Annotated in this window: 22 protein-coding genes; 3 read left to right on the top strand and 19 right to left on the bottom strand. The window is 63.1% G+C overall.

Annotation, left to right across the window (positions count from 1 at the left end; all coding sequences use genetic code 11):
- Positions 1-43 precede the first annotated feature (43 nt).
- Positions 44-736, bottom strand: coding sequence for an HAD-IA family hydrolase (locus tag ACM6IP_RS24130; RefSeq protein WP_159997141.1), 693 nt, complete (start codon positions 734-736; stop codon positions 44-46).
- A 254-nt stretch (positions 737-990) separates the two neighbouring features.
- Here ACM6IP_RS24130 and ACM6IP_RS24125 point away from each other — a divergent pair, with 254 nt between their 5' ends.
- Both ACM6IP_RS24125 and ACM6IP_RS24120 read left to right on the top strand, forming a co-directional pair.
- Positions 991-1,245, top strand: coding sequence for a type II toxin-antitoxin system RelE family toxin (locus ACM6IP_RS24125; RefSeq protein ID WP_095165523.1), 255 nt, complete (start codon positions 991-993; stop codon positions 1,243-1,245).
- Positions 1,229-1,552 carry a helix-turn-helix domain-containing protein gene (locus ACM6IP_RS24120; protein ID WP_095165524.1) on the top strand — a complete coding sequence of 108 codons (324 nt, stop codon included), beginning with the start codon at positions 1,229-1,231 and terminating at the stop codon, positions 1,550-1,552. Before ACM6IP_RS24125 ends, ACM6IP_RS24120 begins: the two co-directional genes overlap by 17 nt.
- Positions 1,553-1,768: 216 nt before the next feature.
- On the opposite strand, the gene ACM6IP_RS24115 is transcribed toward ACM6IP_RS24120, so the two are convergent.
- The 3 genes from ACM6IP_RS24115 to ACM6IP_RS24105 all read right to left on the bottom strand — a co-directional run bounded on the left by ACM6IP_RS24115 (position 1,769) and on the right by ACM6IP_RS24105 (position 3,134).
- Positions 1,769-2,134 carry a glycine zipper domain-containing protein gene (locus ACM6IP_RS24115; protein WP_095165526.1) on the bottom strand — a complete coding sequence of 122 codons (366 nt, stop codon included), beginning with the start codon at positions 2,132-2,134 and terminating at the stop codon, positions 1,769-1,771.
- A 345-nt stretch (positions 2,135-2,479) separates the two neighbouring features.
- Entirely contained in the window at positions 2,480-2,671 is a 192-nt protein-coding gene (locus ACM6IP_RS24110; RefSeq protein ID WP_414862420.1) for a hypothetical protein, read from the bottom strand.
- 142 nt (positions 2,672-2,813) lie between these two features.
- A complete protein-coding gene (locus ACM6IP_RS24105; RefSeq protein WP_414862419.1) occupies positions 2,814-3,134 on the bottom strand; it encodes a YbjQ family protein in 321 nt (106 codons plus the stop codon).
- A gap of 111 nt (positions 3,135-3,245) precedes the next feature.
- On the opposite strand from ACM6IP_RS24105, the gene ACM6IP_RS24100 reads away from it, so the two are divergent.
- Positions 3,246-3,440: a hypothetical protein gene (locus ACM6IP_RS24100; RefSeq protein ID WP_095165532.1), complete on the top strand. Its 195-nt coding sequence runs from the start codon at positions 3,246-3,248 to the stop codon at positions 3,438-3,440.
- A 1-nt stretch (position 3,441) separates the two neighbouring features.
- Here ACM6IP_RS24100 and ACM6IP_RS24095 read toward each other — a convergent pair whose 3' ends face one another.
- The 15 genes from ACM6IP_RS24095 to ACM6IP_RS24025 form a co-directional block, all read right to left on the bottom strand.
- Positions 3,442-3,777 (bottom strand): hypothetical protein, encoded by a 336-nt coding sequence (locus ACM6IP_RS24095; protein WP_159997143.1) that lies wholly within the window; start codon positions 3,775-3,777, stop codon positions 3,442-3,444.
- A gap of 144 nt (positions 3,778-3,921) precedes the next feature.
- Positions 3,922-5,076 (bottom strand): iron-containing alcohol dehydrogenase, encoded by a 1,155-nt coding sequence (locus tag ACM6IP_RS24090; protein ID WP_414862418.1) that lies wholly within the window; start codon positions 5,074-5,076, stop codon positions 3,922-3,924.
- Positions 5,077-5,092: 16 nt separating this feature from the next.
- Complete coding sequence (locus ACM6IP_RS24085) at positions 5,093-6,247, bottom strand: iron-containing alcohol dehydrogenase (protein WP_414862417.1); 1,155 nt, start codon at positions 6,245-6,247, stop codon at positions 5,093-5,095.
- An 8-nt stretch (positions 6,248-6,255) separates the two neighbouring features.
- Positions 6,256-6,903 carry an ATP-binding cassette domain-containing protein gene (locus ACM6IP_RS24080; RefSeq protein WP_159997147.1) on the bottom strand — a complete coding sequence of 216 codons (648 nt, stop codon included), beginning with the start codon at positions 6,901-6,903 and terminating at the stop codon, positions 6,256-6,258.
- Positions 6,900-7,670 carry an ABC transporter ATP-binding protein gene (locus ACM6IP_RS24075; protein ID WP_095165542.1) on the bottom strand — a complete coding sequence of 257 codons (771 nt, stop codon included), beginning with the start codon at positions 7,668-7,670 and terminating at the stop codon, positions 6,900-6,902. The genes ACM6IP_RS24080 and ACM6IP_RS24075 overlap by 4 nt, the downstream gene beginning before the upstream one ends.
- On the bottom strand, positions 7,667-8,611 hold the full coding sequence (locus ACM6IP_RS24070) for a branched-chain amino acid ABC transporter permease (protein ID WP_095165544.1): 945 nt from the start codon (positions 8,609-8,611) through the stop codon (positions 7,667-7,669). Before ACM6IP_RS24070 ends, ACM6IP_RS24075 begins: the two co-directional genes overlap by 4 nt.
- 1 nt (position 8,612) lies before the next feature.
- The gene (locus ACM6IP_RS24065) at positions 8,613-9,509 is read right to left on the bottom strand and encodes a branched-chain amino acid ABC transporter permease (protein WP_202982092.1); all 897 of its coding nucleotides are present in this window, start codon (positions 9,507-9,509) and stop codon (positions 8,613-8,615) included.
- 75 nt (positions 9,510-9,584) lie between these two features.
- Complete coding sequence (locus ACM6IP_RS24060; protein ID WP_414862416.1) at positions 9,585-10,907, bottom strand: ABC transporter substrate-binding protein; 1,323 nt, start codon at positions 10,905-10,907, stop codon at positions 9,585-9,587.
- Between the two features lie 31 nt (positions 10,908-10,938).
- On the bottom strand, positions 10,939-12,261 hold the full coding sequence (locus ACM6IP_RS24055; protein ID WP_414862415.1) for an ABC transporter substrate-binding protein: 1,323 nt from the start codon (positions 12,259-12,261) through the stop codon (positions 10,939-10,941).
- 314 nt (positions 12,262-12,575) lie between these two features.
- Complete coding sequence (locus tag ACM6IP_RS24050; RefSeq protein ID WP_414862414.1) at positions 12,576-13,913, bottom strand: sigma-54-dependent transcriptional regulator; 1,338 nt, start codon at positions 13,911-13,913, stop codon at positions 12,576-12,578.
- Positions 13,914-13,920: 7 nt separating this feature from the next.
- Positions 13,921-15,645 carry a sensor histidine kinase gene (locus tag ACM6IP_RS24045; RefSeq protein ID WP_095165652.1) on the bottom strand — a complete coding sequence of 575 codons (1,725 nt, stop codon included), beginning with the start codon at positions 15,643-15,645 and terminating at the stop codon, positions 13,921-13,923.
- A gap of 71 nt (positions 15,646-15,716) precedes the next feature.
- Positions 15,717-16,511 carry an SDR family NAD(P)-dependent oxidoreductase gene (locus tag ACM6IP_RS24040; protein ID WP_159997153.1) on the bottom strand — a complete coding sequence of 265 codons (795 nt, stop codon included), beginning with the start codon at positions 16,509-16,511 and terminating at the stop codon, positions 15,717-15,719.
- Between the two features lie 13 nt (positions 16,512-16,524).
- Entirely contained in the window at positions 16,525-18,408 is a 1,884-nt protein-coding gene (locus ACM6IP_RS24035) for a TRAP transporter large permease subunit (RefSeq protein WP_095165555.1), read from the bottom strand.
- A complete protein-coding gene (locus ACM6IP_RS24030) occupies positions 18,405-19,436 on the bottom strand; it encodes a TRAP transporter substrate-binding protein (RefSeq protein WP_159997155.1) in 1,032 nt (343 codons plus the stop codon). Before ACM6IP_RS24030 ends, ACM6IP_RS24035 begins: the two co-directional genes overlap by 4 nt.
- Before the next feature lie 126 nt (positions 19,437-19,562).
- Positions 19,563-19,905: hypothetical protein (locus ACM6IP_RS24025; RefSeq protein ID WP_414862413.1), on the bottom strand; the 343-nt coding region annotated here is incomplete at its 5' end.

Here is a 19,905-nt window from a genome sequence, read left to right as displayed (position 1 = left end):
CCTGCCCAGGTTACCCGGCGTTTTGTTGTGCCTGGATCAGTGATCAGGCGGTTTCAAGTGCCGGCAAGCCATAGGCCTGCAGCGAAAAAGCCTTCAACGAACGCAAGATGCTGTCGGCATGGGCATACTTTTCGTCAGCCATGGCCGCGTCCGGCACCGCTACCGCGGTCATCCCCGCCGCTTTCGCCGCAGTGACGCCAAATGGCGAATCCTCGAACACCAGGCAATCCTCAGGCGCTACGCCCAGGCGGCGCGCGGCGGTGAGGAAGATATCCGGGGCCGGCTTGGCGGCACCGACTTCAGGGTCGTCGGCGGTGACGATGGTGTCGAACAGCGCGAACCAGTCACGGTGCAAGGTGGTTTTCTGCGCGAAGGACTGACTCGAAGAACTGGTGCCCACGGCAATCGGAATATTGTTGGCCTGCAAGTGCTCAACCAACTCCCGCGCCCCTGGCATCGCCAGCGCAAGAGGAAAACGTTCCTGCATCAAGGGTTCGCGAACCCGCAGGAACTCCTCGGCACTGATGGGCAACTCTAGCGCCTGCACCAAATAACGCGCCAGGTCGGCGGCGCCACGGCCAATGATGTTCTGCTTGATGCTCCAGTCGAACGTACGGCCGTAGCGTTGCGCGATGATCTGCGTGACCTCGGTGTAAATGCCCTCGGTATCCAGCAACAGACCATCCATATCAAAAATCACGGCCTTGATCGGGCCCAACTCCAGCTGTGCACTCATCGCATCTGATCCGTTATCAACACAACATTCCAGGAACGGCTCAGGTACGGCCATGGCCCTGATCGACCGCGCAACGGTCGAAGAAAGGGTTCAGCAGCATAACGAGCCTGGTTTACATGGGGCAACCATTTGCCAGTCGCAACATCGACAGCAGGGCCCAGGGTGAATCTCGAGCGCAGGGAAAGCGTGAGACGTTAACTTATTATTTTATAAGATAACTGTTGATTAACTTATGGAAGACTTATTAGACTCTCATGAACGAAATCTACTGGACCCGCAAAGCCGTCAAGCAACTGCTGCGGATACACAGTGACCAGCAACGGAAAATACGCGACGCAGTCACGCTGCTCGAACGCATGCCCGATGTGAGCAACGTCAAAGCCCTGGGCCCTCATGCCTATGGCTATCGACTCAGGGTCGGCAACTACCGGGTGTTATTCGAGTGGGACGGCGCGATCCAGGTGATCAGCATTCAAGAGGTCAAAAAACGCGATGAACGCACCTACTGAGATTCAAATCATCAAGGGCCCGGACGGCGAGCCGGCCTTTGTGGTCATCCCCTATCAGCAGTACATCAGCCAAACTGGCACTGCCGAGCTGATTCCACACTCGGTGGTCAGCCGCATTGTCGACGGGGCCACCCCGATTCGCGCGTGGCGCGAGCACCTGAACCTGACCCAGGAAGAGGTGGCCAGGCGCCTGGGCATTTCCCAGCCGGCGTTTGCCCAACAGGAGGCAGTCAACAAACCACGCCGCGCCACCCGAGAAAAGATCGCCACGGCATTCGGCATCCGCGCCGATCAACTGGAGCTGTGAACCCTGGCTGTGGGAACTGCCTAGGGCTACGTTCGTTTGATCTTGGTTTTGTGGCGGTCGTACGCAAAATGTGCGGACAGCCAGATTGACTGTAGGAGCGAGCTTGCTCGCGATGGACGTCAACGATTACCCATGCTGCCTGAATAAACGCGTTGCGTTCATCGCGAGCAAGCCGCAAGCCGGCGCCCGCTCCTTCCGGTGCATCGCCGCGAAGGATCAGTGACCCTTCTTGCCCATGCTGTTACCTACCGCGCCACCGGCGGCACCGCCCAGGCCGGCGCCGATGGTTGCACCATTCTTGCCGCCCAGCGAACGCCCGATGACCGAACCACCGGCCGCGCCGACACCACCGCCAATGGCGGCCTTGGTGCGATTACCCTTGTGGGCGCCCGCAGCACCACCGGCAGCGCCGGCTACACCCGCGCCAATGGTCGCGCCGGTGCTGCCACCGAGCTTCTGACCCACCACGTTGCCCAACGCGCCACCCAGGCCGCCACCCAACGCCGCGGTGCCATCACCGGAAGCCATTGCACCTTGAGCGACCAGAAGCCCCAGAACCAGAGCAGGCAGAGTTAAACGCATGACATGAACCTCAAACAGAGTATTGAATCGTAGAAATGGGCTGCTACTGAAGGGGGGTGTCCAGACGAGGACGCCGCCAACCTTGCTGTGCGCGTGGGTTGGACAGCAATTAGCCGAAGAGTTTTATCGCGGGCAAAAAAAAGCCCGCTGGGGAACGGGCTGACAAGACTTGCTTTTAACGGATGAGCTGAGCCTACGTTTTGGCTTGTGAAAGAAACGTGAAACACCCCAACCACTCCTGGTTACATTGATACAAAATATGACACACCTGCATATCACCCCTCCTCCCGCCAAACCGCAGGCACAAAAAACCCCGCACATCGGCGGGGTCTGTCGGGTTTTCGATCACTTGCGCAATGGCACGGTGACCCTGGGCATGAACGGTTTACTGGAAGTCCTGCTCACTGCGGACGCACGGACCTGGCCCGGTTTGCTCGGCGCTTGGCCAAACCCCGAGACGTAATCTGTCTGCCCGCAGTGCACACAGTTGTTGATCGGGTACTCAGCGCCATCATCTTCGATGTACGGATTGCTCATCTCTGCGTCCCTCCCTACAGGTCGGTACCGACAAACAAGCGTTTGCCTGAAAAGCACAGACCCTCAAGAGATTCCAGACTAGCCGGTCATACCCGGACCACCCATTCAAAAAGCCATCCGCCGACGAATGGCCCAAGTCGGGTTACTTGAGCTTGACCGCGGTACCGGTCACAAAGACCACCAGCATGCTGCCCTTGCCGGAGGGCATGCTGATTTCAAAGTTGACCCCCACCACCGCATCCGCCTGCAGGCTGCGGGCGCGCTCCTTGAGCTCGTCAGTGGCCTGGGCACGGGCTTCACGCAGGGCTTTCTCGAGGGTCTGGGAACGCCCGCCGAAAAAATCGCGCATGCCGGCAAATATATCCCGCACCACATTGATGCCCTGCACGGACTCGGCGCTGACGATGCCCAGGTACGCCGCAATCTGCCGACCTTCGATGGAATGGGTAGTGGTGGTGATCATGAAAACTTCCTTGATGGACTAATGGCGGCCGCGAGGCTGGCCTAAGTCATGGAGACGTACATACTGGGTACTGGCGGCACAGATTCTGCCAGCGAGCGTGCGGGAGAGTGTATGACGGTCTTTCTACTGCTGTACCTGTGCACCGACGCTTCGCGCAGCGACTGCCAGGTGATTGCCGTTGAACATTGGGTGCAGCCCGATGCCTATCAACAGTGCGTCGCGGCGGCCAGACAATTGACCAAGGACCTCACCGCGAAAAACCGCCAGAGCAATTATTTCGTCTGTGAAACCCAAGCCAGCCCATGAGCTACAGGCAATCGCGCACCGCCTTGCGCAAGGCCGCCGACTTGGCCCACGGCGGTCCCTGGTACAACGAGACCTTGCTGCCGTCCTTGTACTTGACGATATCGACGATCTCATCGGCGGTAATGATGCTGGGCGCGTTGATCCGCCAGCCGTTGGAGATCTGGGTCTGGGTAGCCTTGGGCACCTCGCGCTGCCAGGCTGGCAACACACACGCCGCGTATTCCTTGGGCGGTTTGGCAGTCTCCTTGCTCAGGTTCGGCTCCCCCGGCACCAGCGAGGCCGGCAACGAACACCCCGCCAATACCACACACCCCAGCGCTGCCATCCATATCCGCATGATTGTTCCTTGCACTCAAAGAGGAAAATGTAGCTTCACATTGAGTGCTCAGCCAGCCCACCCGGCATCAGGCCAGAACCACCACCCGGGTTGCATGGCCTGGGCCGAATGGATTCACACTCAGCGCCAGGCCAACGCTCCTGCTTAGAAAATCCCGCGATAGATGGCCGCTACATCCTGTTCCGTCATGCCCCGTGGATTGCTGTCGATCAAGCGGCGAATGCCTACCACCACTTCCGTGGCCATCGACGGGATGGCCTGTTCGTCGACCTGTAGCTTCGACAAACGCGTCTCCAGGCCGCTGTCGCGCACCAGCGCCTCAATGGCCAGGACAAACGCCTCGGCCGCCGTGGCCTCATCGGCAAACCGCTGGTCCGGCAGCAGATAGGCTGCCAGTTCAGCATATTGGCGCTGCGCCTGGGCGAGGTTGAAGCGAATGATCGGTGCCATGACCAGGGCGTTGGCGTGGCCATGGGGAATATGGAAGCGCGCCCCCAACGGATAGGCCAGGGCATGGATCGCCGCCACCGAAGCATTGACGAATGCCATGCCCGCCATCAGTGAACCTTGCAGCATCGCCGTGCGTGCCGCGACGTCCTGACCATCGGCCAGCACCTTGGGCAGATTGCGTCCCAGCAAAGCCAAGGCGGCGGTGGCCAGGCTGTCGGCAATTGGGTTCTTGCGCGTGCGGCTGGTGTAGGCCTCGATGGCATGCACCATGGCATCCAGGCCGGTGGCGGCAGTGACCTTGGGCGGCAGGCCGAGGGTCAACTCGGGGTCGAGCACCGCCACGTCGGGCAGCAATTGTGGGGAGTACACCACCTGTTTGCACTGCTGCTCATCAGTGATTACCGAGACCCAGGTCACCTCCGAACCCGTGCCGGCGGTGGTTGGCATCAACACCAGCGGCACCCGTTGCCCCAGCGCATTATCGGTGCCGTACATGGCTTCCAGGGACTGCTCGCTATTGACCAGCAAGGCCACCAGTTTCGCCGCATCCAGGGAACTGCCGCCCCCCAGCCCCAACACCCCATCGACCTTGAACGCGCGCGCCTGGGCTGCGGCCTGCTTGACCACACTGGCCGAAGGATCGGGCACCACCTGGTCGAACACCGTCACCTCGCAGCCAGCAGCGTGCAAGGCCTGTTGCGCACTGGCGGCAAAACCCAGGCTGACAATGCCCGGGTCGCACACCAGCATCACCCGTTGTGCACCCAGCCCGCTGAGCACGTGCCCGACCTGTTGCAGCGCACCGGCTTCACACAGGATGCGCGGTACGCTTCTGAATTCGTAACTCATGAATCACTCCTTCGCCCTACAGCACCGAGGCGTAGATGGCGTGAATATCGTCGCGGTTGAGCGGACGCGGGTTGTTGATCAGCAAGCGCTCGACCTTCAGCGCGTCCTCGGTCAGCCGGGACAGGTCCTGGGCCGTGACGCCCACCTCATGCAAACGCTGGGCGAACGGCATGCGCGCCACCAGGCGGGTCATGAAATCGATGAACCCCTCGCACGCCTCGGCCGCATTGGCAAAGCGCTGCTGCGGCAGTACCGCCGAGGCCAGTTGCGCGTACAGCGGCTCGGCCGCCGAACGGTTGAAATTCAGCACGGGCACCAACACCAGGGCATTGCTCAAGCCATGGGGCACGTGGAATTGCCCACCCAGTGGATAGGCCAGCGCATGCACCGCCGCCACTGGCGCATTGGCGAACGCCATGCCGGCCAGCATCGAACCCAGGAGCATGTCCGAACGCGCCGCCAAGTCACCCGGCTCGGCCAGTACCCGATCCAGGTTGCCCGCCAGCAAACGCAGGGCCTGCACCGCCAGGCCATCGGACAACACGTTTTTCTTGTGCACGCTGGTATAGGCCTCGATCGCGTGCACCATCGCATCGACCCCGGTCATGGCGCTGATCGCCGCCGGCAGGCCGACGGTCAAGCGCGCATCCAGCAAGGCGATGTCCGGATACAACAGCGGGCTGACCACGCCCTTCTTTTCATGGCTGGGGGTAGTGACGATTGCCACGGCCGTGACCTCGGACCCGGTGCCCGCGGTGGTCGGCACCTGGATCAACGGCAAACGTGGCCCCTTGGCCAGGTTGATGCCGTAGATCGACTCCAGCGACTGCTCGTGACCACACAGCAGCGCCACCAGCTTGGCGGTGTCCAGGGAGCTGCCGCCGCCCAACCCGATGACCGCCTGGGCGCTGCAACCGCGCGCCACTTCCACCGCATCCAGCACCGCGGCCACTGGCGGATCCGCCTGCACATCGCTGTACAGCGTGACCTGCACGCCCTGCTCGCGCATCGCCGCCAGCGGTGCATCGAGCAAGCCGGCGCGCAGCAGGCCTGGGTCACTGACCAGCAGTACCCGCTCGGCTTTGAGCTCGCGACACAACTGGCCCAGGCGCAAGGCGCCGTCAATTTCACAGATCACCCGTGGGGTGGTTTCAAAGTTAAATGTCGACATGGTGTTCCCTACCCTACTGTCACGCTGCCGCGCTCGATGCGAAACAACGCATCGACCAGGTCAGCAGAATGAGTGTCATCGGACTCGCTGATCAGCACGCACAAACCTTCCTGCCCGAGCTTGGCGATCACCTCGCTCAAGCGCCTCGACAGCACGGGCGCCACGCCCTCGAAGGGTTCGTCGAGCAACAGCAGCTTGTTGCCGGGCATCAGCGCCCGGGCCAGCGCCACCAGTTTTTGCTGGCCGCCCGACAGTTGCATGGCCTTGCGGTCGCGGAACTGGGCGATCTCCGGGATCAGGCTGTACACCCATTCCAGGCGGCGCTGACTGTCGGCCAAGTGATTGGCCCAGACCGGCAGCAGGATGTTCTCCTCGACCGTCAACGCCGGGATCAACCGCCGATCCTCCGGCAAATAGCTGATACCCGCCGCTGCCCGCTTGAAGCTGGGCAGGGTGCGCAGGTCCTGCCCGGCAAAGGACATGTCACCCGCGTCGGCGTCCAGCAACCCCATGATGGCGCGGATCAGCGTGGTCTTGCCGGCACCGTTATGGCCGATCAATCCCACCATCTGCCCGGCGCCCACGGCCAGCGACACCTGGTGCAGGATCGGTACCCCTTCGATCGATACACTCAGGTTGCGAATTTCAAGACTCATAGCGCGGCCCTCAGGTGAACTTTCTGGCTACCGGTGACAAATTCCTGCACCCGGGGATTGGCCAGCACCTGTTCCGGCACCCCGTCGGCCAGTACTTCACCGCTGTAGAACGCGAGGATGCGCGAGACGTAACGACGCACCACGTCCATGTCGTGCTCGACAAACAACACCGTCACCCGGCGCTCGGCGACCACCCGCATCACCGTGTCCATCAGCGCAGTTTTCTCCTCGGCGCTGACCCCACTGGTGGGTTCGTCGAGCAGCAGCATCTGTGGCTCGCCAATCAGCGCCATGGCGATATCGATCAGCTTGCGCACACCCTGCGGCACGGCGGTGACCTGGGTATCGCGCCAGCGGGCGATGTCGAACTGCGCAAGCATCGCGTCGGCCAACGCCACCCGCGCCGCCGTGCGCATCGGCGCCAGCAGCGAGGGAAACGGGTTCTGCGCCGCCGCCACGGCGATCAGCAGGTTGTCCATTACGCTCAACTGGGGGAACAACTGGGCGACCTGGAACGAGCGGGCCATGCCCAGGCGGGTAATCGCCCGGGGCGTGCGGCCGATGATCGACTGGCCATTGAACAGGACCTGGCCACTGCTGGGTTTCAGGTAGCCGGTGACCATGTTGATAAAGGTGGTCTTGCCGGCGCCGTTGGAACCGATGACGCCGACCACTTCGCCCGGCCGAATGCGCACGTTGACGTCCTTGGCCGCGGTGACCGCACCAAATGCCTTGCACAGTCCTTGAGTTTCGAGAATGCAGCTCATGCCTTGGCCCTCCGCGCTTGTCCGGTAAACAGGCTCCACAACCCCTTGGGCAGGAACACGATGATCGCCAGCAAGGTGAAGCCCAGAATCATTTGCCAGCTATGGGGCACCAGCTCGATGGCATAGGTGCGCACCACCGCAAACACAATCGCCGCAATGAAGGGCGCCGCGACGTGGGCGGTACCGCCGAGCAAGGCAATGAACACGAACTCGCCAGAGGTGATCCAGTACGCCATTTCCGGGTCGATGTGCCCGGCCGACAGCGCCATGAAGCCGCCGCCCAGGGCCGACACCGCAGCCGCCGCCACGTAGTTCATGTACAGCACCCAACGGGGAGATTGGCCGAGGTACTCGACGCGCACTTCGTTTTCGCGAATCGCTTCGCACATCATCCCGGCACTGCTGCGGCTGTAGCGGTGCAGCAACACCGCCAACACCGCGCAGACGCCGACGATGATGATGAACAGCGCGAGCGGCGCCTGGCCCTGGGCCGGGCTCCAGCCGAACAGGCTCCAGGCCTTGACGTTGAAGCCGTCGGTGCTGCCCAGGGCCGAGCTCTTGACCAGCACGCCGTACAGGATCATCGAGAACGCCAACGACAACATGGCGAAAAAGATCTCTCGGTAGCGGGTCATCAACAGGCCCAGCAGCATTGCCAGCAACACGGCTGCGCCCACCCCGATCACCAGCAGCAAGGCCAGGTCGGAGATCTCCAGGAAGTGCCCGCTCATGCCCACGGCATAACCGCCGACGCAGAAGTACAGGCCCTGGCCGAAGGTCACCAGGCCCGCGCGCATCTGCATCACCACGCCCTGCACCACCATCGACTTGGCCAGGGCCATCGTCAGCAGGAACACCAGCCATTGCGGCGCAATCAAGCCGCCGGCGGCCAGCAGCAGCGCGACGCCGAGCAGTATCAGTTCGGTTCTATTGAGGCGCATATCAGATTTTCCTCGCCAGCACGCGGCCGAACAGGCCCTGCGGACGCACCGCAAGCACCAGCGCCATCACGCCGTAGATCACAAAGAGTTCGAATTCCGGGGCGTAGTGCACGGCGGCGGCGCGGCTCAGGCCCACCAGCAAGGCACCAACAGCGGCCCCTTCGATGCTGCCCATGCCACCGACCACGACCACGGCAAAGGCCAGCACGATGATTTCCACGCCCATGCCCGGCACCACGGAAATCGCCGGCGCCGTCAGGGCACCCGCCAGCGTGCCGAGCATGGTGCCCAGCACGAACACCAGGGTGAACATGCGGCGCACGTTGACGCCCATGGCCATCGCCACTTCCCGGTCATGGATCACCGCGCGCAGCACCTTGCCCTGGTGGGTGCGCTCCAGCCACAGCCACAGGCACAGGCCCAGCACCACCGACACACCGACCAGCATCAGGTCGTAGTTGGACACCTTGAGCCCCGCCAGGGCGCTGCGGCCCATCTCGGCATACGGCTGATAGGCGAAGTAAGGATTCACCCCCCAGACCATCTTCATGCTGTCTTCGAGGACCAGCAGCAAGGCGTAGGTGATGATCACCATCAGCACTTCGTCGCGGCCGTACATGAAGCGCAACAACCCGCGCTCGATGATCAGCCCGACGATCAGACCGGCCACCAGCGCACAGCCGAGCATCAACAGATACCCCGCCCACACCGGCCCGATACCGTTGTTGAAATACCAGCCCACCAGCGACGCGGCGGTATAGGCGCCGATGGCGTAGAAGCTGCCATGGGCCATGTTCAGGATGCGCATCACCCCGTAGATCACCGTAAGCCCGGCGGCTACCAGGAACAGCCACGAGGCATAGATGGTGCCGTCAATCAGCACCGCAAAAAGACTCATCATAGGGGTCCTACCTTGGCAAAGAGGTGGCGGCGCCCGCAGGCCCGCCACAGTGGATCAATCACGCGGCGCGGCTCAGTTGCACTGGGCACCCGGGAAGCCGGCCTTGATCCATTCCAGCGCGGTGGTACCGTCCGGCGGGGTCACGCACTCACCGTTGAAGGCGATGACGTTCTGCACGCCGCCCTTCTTGTTCGCCGCGTCGTACTGGTACTCGCCGTAGGCAATGCCTTGCATCGCCTGGTGACCACCGGCCCGGGCCATTTGCACCTGGCCCGAGACCGACTCGAAGGTCGCGCCCTTGAAGGCCTTGGCGATCTCCAGCGGTGCCGGGACCTTGCCCGACTCGACCTTGGCGTTCTCCGCCGCGTGCTTGAGGCCGAGAATCGCCTGGGCCATCTTGCTCGCCGGGTACGTCGGGTCGGTCTTGTAGGCCGCCTGGTAGCTGCCCTTGAACCAGCGGTTGAGCTCGTTATCCGGGGCAAACGCACCGAATGGCCCACGGCCGCCGATGATCATGCCGTTGGGTGCCTGGTCCTTGTAGCGGTCGATCGCCGACTCGCCGCACGTCAGCACGGCGGTTGCATCCTCCAGCAGGCCACGGGCGTTGGCCTGCAGTACCAGGGCCTCCATGTCGCCACCCCAGAAGCTGGAGTGGATGATGTCCGGGCGCTTGACCGACAAGGCGGAAATCTCGGCGCCATACTGGCCCTGGAACACCTTGGGCATTTGCGACTCGACCACCTTGGCCTTGGGCATCAACTGCTCCATGGAGTGGGTGAAGTCGTTCCAGCTGTCCTGGCCCCAGGCGTAGTTCTGCTGGATCCCGGCGACCTTCTGCGCGTCCGGGCGGACCTTGGCCAGGTAACGCGCCGCGCCGATGTTGTCCACGGCCGCATCGAGGCTGGTGCGGAACACGAACTGCGGGGTCTTGTCTTCATTGAACAACTGCGAAGTGCCGCAATCGTAGAACACCGTCATCGCGCCCAGCTCTTCGGCCACCGGGGCAATGGCCAGGCAGTCGCCGGACGAGATGTAGCCCACCACTGCATCGACCTTCTGGCGCTGCACCAGGTTACGGAACTCTTCCACCTGCTTGGCCGCACCACCGGCCTCATCGATGATCACCACTTCGATCTCGGCACCGTTGATGCCAATGGTGTTGTAGGGCGCGGGCAGCTTGCCCTGGTTCAGCCCTTCCACCAGCACCTTGGCGGCATTCGCCGAGGGTTCGCCGAACGGGCCGGCCGCAGGGCCCGAGAGGAAGGTCACGATACCGATGCGGAACTTGCCGTTCTCGGCTGCCTGGACGCTGGTGGTCAAGGACAGGGCCAGGCCCGTGGCAGCGATGGCCAGGGCCAGGGGGTGTTTGAGCATGGTTTTTTTATAGTTGTACATGGGCTGATGTCTCGGTGGATGAATGAACGGCCTAAGGTGCCTGGCCCTCGGTACTGCGTTTACGTGCGGCCAGTCGCCGCGCCAGCGTGGCGTCATCGAGCTGCAGCTCCTGCGCCGAATACACCGACCACTCCCCCAGCATCAGTTGCGCCGGAGGAAAATCGGAATTGGCCACAGGAGTGCCAACCGCTTGGGTTTGCTGGATCTGGTGGGTGATCGGGTCAATCCGTGAAGCGAAACCGTCCGGGTCTTCCGGCAGGGCAATCTCCAGCCCCTCCAACGCCTTGATCAATGCCTGGCTGTCGGTGGCCCCGGCGGCTTTCTCATAGGCCTTGGCCAGCACCATCACGCCGGTGTAGGCGCCCTGGGCGGCGTAGGTCGGGTATCGCCCGCTCAGGGCACGAAAGCGCTCGACAAAGGAATGGTTGCGCTCGGTGGCCGGCCAGTTGTTGTGGTGGCGGGCCGAGAGAATCAACCCCGGCGGCGCCTTGGCTCCCAGTGACACCAGGAAGTCGTAGTTGCCACCCGTGTCGAAGTTGGCCAGGCGCGAGGTTTCGAACAACCGGGTACCGGCTGCCTGCTTGATGAAGGCGTGCAGGTCGCCGCCCCACAGGGCCGAGACAATGATGTCGGGCTTGGCCTGCTCGAGGGCGGCGATGTACGCCGAATAGTCCGGCTCGTACAGCCGTGGCCACAGCTCGGTGACATCTTCGAATTGCACGCCCAACTGGCTGAAGGCTTCATGCAGGTCATCACGGGAGACGTGGCCGTACTCGTAGTCCGGGCCGATGAACGCCAGGCGCTTCCACCCCGTGGTTTTCTGCAGCGCTTGCAGATAACGGGCACCGGCCGCCATCGAGGTCCAGGTGTCGTTGGTCACGCGAAAATAATACGGATGGCCGTTTTCCAGGGTCATGCGCGAGGACGCATGGTCGGTGCCGATCATCAGCACCCGCTCCTGGTAGGCCAGCTCGCTGACCGCCAGCGCCACCCCCGAAGACACCATGCCGCACAACACCTGCACGCCGTCCTTGTGGATAAAACTCTTGGCCAGGCTGACGCCATAGGACGCCTTCGACTGGTCGTCATCGACGATCACCCGCAGGCGCGGCAGCAACTCGCCCGCCTCACGCCGGGCATGCAGTTCGTCCAGGGCCACCTGGATGCCGACGATGCTGTCCTGGCCGTAGATCGCGGCGCGCTCGGTCATCGGGTACAGGCAGCCCATGGTCAGGTCGGCCTGACCGGCGGCCACGCCTAACTCCAGCCGGCCAACCTGGGCACAGGCGGCAACGCTCACGAGCACACTGCTGAAGGCCAGGGCAACCTGAAACCAATGACGGGGCAGGGACATACAATGAATTCCTGTTGGGCGTTGATAACGCCTCTTGTTGGACAGCCGGGTTGCTAGAGCAAGGGCTGTGCCAGAGGTGTTGGGGAAGGTCTCAAGGATGGGCAAAGCGAACCAGCCAAACCCTTGTAGGAGCGAGCGCCCGCTTGCGGCTTGCTCGCGATGGGGCAGGCACAGCCAACATCAACGGTGCCTGACACACCGCCATCGCGAGCAAGCGGAGCGCCGCCCGGCTCGCTCCCACAAGGGTTTGGCGGGTGTGGTGGTAGCGGGGATGTTGAGCGGTTAGCGCTCATCCCCCGCGCAAGGTTGAGCGGTTAGCGCTCGATGCCCAGGCGTTGCAAGCGACGCTTGAGCGCATGCCGGGAGATCCCCAGCAGGTGCGCGGCCAGGCCCTTGTGCCCGGCGGTCCGGCTGAGGGCATCGGTCACCAGCTCGCGCTCGGCGCGCTCCAGCTGATCGCCCAGCGCCTGGGCCTCGCTCGCCAGTTCGGGGCCGTGCATCGGTGCCGGCAACAACGCTGCGCTGATCGCCCGGCCCGGGGACAGGATGGTCAGGCGCTCGATGAGGTTCTTCAGCTCGCGAACATTGCCCGGCCAGCGATGGGCACGCAGCGCCGCCAGACAGTCCGCCTCGAACCGGATCGCCTCGACGCCCTCCTCCAGGGCCTGGCGTCGGGCAAAATACTCGGCCAGCAGCAGCACATCATCGCCGCGCTCGCGCAGGGCCGGGATGTCCACGGTGATCACGTTCAGCCGATAAAACAGGTCCTCGCGAAACCGCCCCAGGCGCACATCTTCCGCCAGGTCGCGATTGGTCGCCGCCACCACCCGTACGTCGGCGTTGCTGGCGCGATTGGCCCCCACCGCACGGTAACTGCCGTTCTCCAGGAAGTGCAGGAGCTTGGCTTGCAACGCCAGGGGCAACTCGCCGATTTCATCGAGAAACAGCGTTCCGCCATCGGCCTGGCTGACCAGCCCCACACGCTTTTGATGGGCACCGGTATAGGCGCCCTTCTCCGAGCCAAACAGCTCGGCCTCGATCAACTGCTCCGGCAAGGCGGCGCAATTGACCTCGATAAAGGCGTGGGCCACCCGCGAGCTATGGGCATGCAGCGCCTGCGCCACCAATGTCTTGCCAGTACCGGACTCGCCCAGCAGCAAGATGCGCGTCGCCGAACTGCGGGCGATGCGCTGCACCGCCGCACTCAGGGTGCACATCGCCGGGCTCTGGCCGTGCAGGCCGGCGTCCATCCGCTGGCCATCCGACTCGGCCACGGGCCCGGGTGTGGCCAGGGTGCTGGCGATGGTCGCCAACAGGTCATCCAGTTCGAAGGGTTTGGTCAGGTAGTCGGTCGCCCCGCCTTTCACCGCCTGCACCGCCGCACGCGTATCGCCGTGCGCAGAGATCATGATCACCGGCAACCCGGGCTGCAGCGCGCGCAGGCCGTCGAGCGTGGCCAGGCCATCGATGCCCGGCAGGCCGAGGTCGAGCAGGACCATATCGATGTCGGCGGGCCCGCCCTTGACCCGCTCCAGCGCCGCCTCGCCACTGCCGGCCGTGCTGATGCGCATGCCCTCCGCACGCAAGGCATAGCTCAGAGAGCGCACCAGCGCCTCTTCATCATCAACGATCAAAACGTGAATTTCAGACATCAACGGCTCACTTAGCGCGTGCACTGAGGCCAGGGAAATCAAGCGTGACCTGCGTGCCCTCCCCCAGCGTACTGACGATTTCCATGCGGGCGGCGTTGGCCTCCAGCAGTTGTTGGCAAATGCTCAAGCCCAGCCCGGTGCCCCGGGCTTTGGAGGTGAAAAAGGGTTGGCGAATCTGTTGCAGGTCGGCCTCGGATATCCCGCAACCACGGTCCAGCACGCTGATGCAAACGCGCTCGCCCGAGGCTTCGCCGCGCAGGTGCACCACCTGGTCATCGGGACTGGCCTGTACCGCGTTCAGGCACAGATTGAGCAGCACTTGCTGGGCTTGCTCCGGGTCGACGTACAGCTGCAACCCGGGTTCGGTCCAACAGCGCAGCTCGATATTGTGCGCCTGGCTATCCGCCGCCACCTGCCGTGCGATGCGCTCGAACAACTGCGCCACGTCCACTGCCTGGGGCTGGGCCGGGTGTGGCCGGCCGTACTCCAGGAGGTCGCTGGTGACATGGGACAGTCGATCGATTTCCTGACCGAGATCGCTCAACAGCATCCGCCGCTCCGGCTCCTGTTCACGCCGCAGCAGCGCTTGCACGGTGGTCTTCATGGTTGCCAGGGGGTTACGCACCTCATGGGCAACGCCGGTGGCGAACGTACCCAACACCGCCAGGTTTTCACTGCGCACGGTGTTTTCCATCACAGCCGCCAAACGCTCGGCCATCACATTGAAGGCCCTGGCGACATGCCCGATCTCGTCGTTGTGCGGCTGCTCCGCCAGGCGATAACCGAGGTCGCCCATCGACAATTGATGAGCCCCCTGCAGCAGGGTACTGACCCGTGCGCGCAGTTGCCGCGACAGGGTGAAAAACACGATGAGGATAAACCCGATGAAGCTCGCGGCCACCCAGTACAACCACTGGCGAGCATCGTTCAAGGGTTCGAGGATCGCCCCCGGCTGGACGCTGAATACCAGTTGCCAACCCGGCAGGATCTGCGGTCCCTCGCGCCACTGCGTGGGGGCCGGAACCACGCGCCCGGTGGGATCGATGAACACCCCGCCCGGCACCCGCAACAACGGTGCGACCACCCCACTCATACCGGCGCTGACCAGCAGTTCGGTCAACGACGCCAGGCGCAGGTGCAAGGCGATACTCGCCCCATGATCGGTGCGTCCGCTGCGAATCAGCTTGCGAATCAAAAATCCACCGGAACGTCCGGCCTTGGGCAGCAACGGCCCGATCACCTCGACATCACCGACGCGGGTGCTCGGCAAACCGGCGACCGACCACTGCGAATTGGTCCAGTAGGGTTCACCCGAGGCCGCTTGGCCGGGCAGCACATTGAGCAACTGCTCGTGCTCATCGAAGAACAGCACGCCGTACAGGAACGGCAGGTCACCCTCGAGCTTGAGCAGTGAATCCACATCGCTGCTGGGACGCGACTGGTCGGTGATGAAGTCCGGCATGTTCGGGTGGTTGGACAACGCCGACAGCTGGTAGAAGCGGTCATCGAGAAACGATGACAGACGGTTGGCCGTGGACAGCGCCTGGGCATCGAGCCGCTCACCGGTCAAGCGGTTGAGCAAATCCTTGGCCAGTTGCTCGTAGAAAATCGCCAGGGCAATCAGGGCGATGCTCATGACCACCACGGAAAGCAGGGTGTAGCGCGCCACCAGACTGCGCCGCGGACGCGCGAGCCAGTGCCACAGCACAGAGGTTGGAGCGTTGGGGTTCATAATTTTTTGTTTGTTTTTGTATGAACCCGGCAGCATAAGGACCCAGGCGCGCTCCTGTCCACCGCGCCCCTTCAGATCTCCAGAATGCCCGATGCCATGAAACCGCCGTCCACCGGAATCACATGGCCACTGATGTACGACGAATCATCGGATGCCAGGAAGGCCACCGCCCCAGCCATTTCCGCCGGAGTGCCATAGCGGCGCATCGGTACGGCGCGGGCATAGGAATCGCGCGTCGCGGCCGAGTGCAGCCTCTGCGTCAACGGGGTATCCACCGGGCCTGGGGCAATGCCGTTGACGGTAATCCCGTACTCGGCAAGCTCGACGGCCATCTGCCGGGTCAGCCCGATGAGCGCGGCCTTGGACGTGCCGTAGGCCGTGCGGCCCAAGCTGGCGCGCAGACCGCTGATCGAGGCGACGTTGATGATCCGCCCCCAGCCATTGGCCTGCATCAGCCGCGCCGCGTGTTGGCCGCAGAGCAGCGAACCGGTCAGGTTAATGTTCAGGACCCGCTGCCAGTCGCTGAGGTCGCACTCCAGGAACGCCTGGGTCTTGGCCACCCCGGCATTGTTGACCAGCACATCACAGCGCCCGAAGCGCGCTTGCAGCAAGGCAAACGCCGCGGCTATGGACTGCGCGTCACCGACGTCGATGACCAGGGCCATCGCCGTTATGCCTTGGGCATCCAGCCCGGCGACCATTTCTTGTGCCGCCGCCAGGTTGATGTCGGCCACCACCACGGTATGCCCGTCGTGCCCCAGGCGTTCGGCGATGGCGGCACCGATCCCCATGGCGGCCCCGGTCACCAGGGCCACGCGCCCAAGTTCCGCGGCGCCTGGCAGTTGTTGTTTGGCTGATTGGCTCATGACAAGTGCTCTCTTAAAGGAAACCGATGGAAATCCATGGGAAACAGGCGACGATAATCAACGCCAGGATCAATGCCGCGAGGTAGCCCCATACACGCCGGATGACCAGGTCGGAGGAAACCTTGCTGATCGCGCAGGCGGCGTAGAAACCAACCCCCAGGGGTGGTGCGAACAGGCCGATGCCCATGGCCAGGATCACCACCATGGCGTAATGCACCGGGTGAATCGAAAGCATCTCGGCCAGCGGGAACATCAGTGGCCCGAACAGCACGATCGCCGGGATGCCTTCGAGCACGCTGCCCAGGATCACGAAAGTGACGATGGTGACGATCATGAAGCCGATGGCTCCGCCCGGGATTTCACTGATCAGGTCCACCAGCGATGCCGAGAAGCCCGACTGGGTCAGTGCCCAGGCCATGGCGGACGCCATGCCGATGATCAGCAGGATGGCGCCGGAGAGTGCCGCCGCTTCGAGCATCATCGGGTAGACCTTCTTGAACTCGATGTGGCGCATGAACAGGTGCATCACCAGCCCGACCATCACCACATATGCCACACCGATGGTGGAGACCTCGGTCGCGGTGGCCGCGCCTTCCAGCACTGCCACTCGGATCAGCACCGGCAGGGCCAGCGCCGGCACAGCGATCATGAACGTGCGCGCGACCACCGACAGCGGCGCACGCTGAACATTGGGCATGGCTTCCTTGCGTGAGCGCCACCAGCACACCAGCGCGATCACCACGGTGGCCACCACCGCCGGCATCAGCCCACCGATGAACAGCGCGGTAATCGAGACGCTGCACACCGCGCCGATGGTGATCAACACCAGGCTTGGCGGAATGGTCTCGGTCATCGCCCCGGTCGCCGCCAGCAGCGCGGCCAGTTCTTCGGGCTCGGAACCGCGTTTTTTCATTTCAGGAAACAGGGCCGGTGCTACGGCCGCCATGTCGGCGACCTTGGAACCGGAAATCCCCGAGACCAGGAACATCGCCCCCAGCAACACATACTGCAGGCCGCCGCGCACATGACCGAGCAACGAGGCCATGAAGTCGATCAGCGTGCGCGCCATGCCGGACAGTTGCAGCACCACGCCCAGCATCACGAACAGTGGCACCGCCAGCAGCACCATGTGCGACATGCCTTCGTCCATGCGACTGACCACAATCGACAACGGTGCATGGGTGGCCAGCGCCAGGTACGCCATGGTCGCGGTGCCGAAGGCGAACGCGATGGGAATCCCGCCGAAGACACAGGCCCCCAGCAGCACCAGGAAAAAGATAATCAGGTTGTAGTTGCCCAGGTCCACCAGCAACGGCTGGCTGATCCACAACACCGAGGCCACGAGCGCCACCACGGCAATCCCGGCCATGAACTGGCGCACCGTGGAAAACCGCGCCATGCGCGACACGGCGGCCAGCAGCATCAACACCGCACCGACCGGCAAGGCCGCTGCGCGCAGGCCATCGGGAATGCCCAGCGCCGGGGTGGTGATCGACATCTGCTCATGGGAGTGCTGCATGGCCGGGGCGATGATCATCACCACGAACAGGCACACCACCAGCGCCGACAGCGTCTCGCAGAAGCCGCGCCAGGCTTGCGGCAGCTTGTTCACCAGCGCCGACATGCGCATGTGTTCGCCGCGGTCCAGCGCCAGCACCGCACCAAACATGGCCATCCAGATAAACAGCGAAGACGCCAGCTCATCGGACCAGATCAGCGGACTGTGGAGCAGGTAGCGGTAAATCACTCCCGCCAGCAGCACGCAGGTTTCGATCACCATCAACGCGACGGTGATCAACCCGACTGCCCGCATGGTCCATGTGTTCAGACAGACAAGCGCCCGGGCCGGCAGGCGCATGGTAGACGTGGGGGCCACTGCCGCTGGCGCGACCATCATGCCAGTTTCCCGGCATATTTCTCGAGGATGGACCAGGCGGCGTCGCCGAACTTGTCGTGCCAGTCGCCATAATAATTGGCGCTTTGCAGGCGCTCGCGGAACGGTTCCGGTGGCGCCGCCACCAGCTCCAGGCCTTGCTGCTTGAGCGTATCGCGGATGGTGCCCTGCAGCTTGGCCAGGTCATCGCGCTGCGCGAGCACGGCGGTATTGATGTGTTTGCTGACCACGGCCTGCACGTCCGCGGGCAAGCGCTTGAAGGAGGCGCTGTTACCCAGCATCCAGAAGCCATCCCAGACATGGTTGGTCAGGGAGCAGTACTTCTGCACTTCATAGAGTTTCGCCGAGGCCACCAGGGTCAGCGGGTTTTCCTGGCCCTCGACGATGCGGGTCTGCAGTGCCGAGTACACTTCGGAAAAGTTGATGCTGGTCGGCGCCGCTTCAAAGGCGCGGAAGATCGACATGATGATGGGGCTCGGCGGCACGCGCAGCTTCATGCCCTTGAGGTCGTCGGGGGTGGCAATCGGGCGGGTACTGGTGGTGGTCACCCGAAAACCGTTGTCCCAGATTTTGTCGAACGCAAACAGGGTCTCGGTCTTGGCGATCTCGGCCCGCACATGCGCGCCGAGCTCACCGTCCATCGCACTCCATACTTGCTCGTAATCCTTGAAGGCGAACCCGACGGCGCTGATCTGCACTGAAGGCACCATCGTGCCCAGGATCACCGGCGACAGGGCAAACATGTCGACGGCACCCGAGCGCACTTGGGCCAGGGTATCGGTGTCGCTGCCCAACTGGCTGCTGGGGAAGATCTGGATTTGCACCGCGCCGTTGGTTTCTTCACGAATCGCCTTGGCCATTTCCCGCGCCCGCACATTCATGGAGTGGCTGATGGGCATGTTGTTGGCAAACTTCAGCTTGAACTCGGCAGCCTGGCTCTTGCCGCTGTACAGACCGAGCCCGGCGGCGGCAACGGCGGCAGAAGCAAGGGTGGCCGTTTTGAGAAAGTTGCGGCGCGAAAAGTCGCTCATTTGGTTCTCCTGACTTTATTGTTTTTATGGATCAATGGCCGTTATGCCGGCGACTGGCTAAGCAAGCTATAGCAATTGGGGTGCCACGAATGACGCAGTCCTCCTGGCGGCAACCCAGGCTGCTACTCAACCAGCTGTTTTCACAAGGAAAAACAGCGCCTGCAGGAATGCATTTATTTCTTGCAGGGCATCTGGCGCGACGGTGGATGTAACAGGTGTCTCCGGCAACTGTCGCTGTATCCGGCATGGCAAGTGACACCTGTCCTGCACATCTGCAGCATAGGAATCTACACAACGTTGTAGCGGCCTGTGGCGAGGGCGCTTGCTCGCGTGGCGGCCTCTGGGGTGTTGGATTAGGCGGAGTACATATCCATTCTTGCGGTAACGGCTGATATGGGTTCCGCCTGACGGCGGCTCACTTTTGAACAGCGCAAAAGTAAGCAAAACGCTCTTACCCCACCACTCGGCA

Origin of the sequence: Pseudomonas sp. IT-P176 (assembly GCF_949767245.1) — a bacterium.
In the GTDB taxonomy this organism is placed as follows: domain Bacteria; phylum Pseudomonadota; class Gammaproteobacteria; order Pseudomonadales; family Pseudomonadaceae; genus Aquipseudomonas.
The sequence above is the reverse complement of the archived record's forward strand: the minus strand, read 5'-3'. Positions and strand labels throughout refer to the sequence as shown.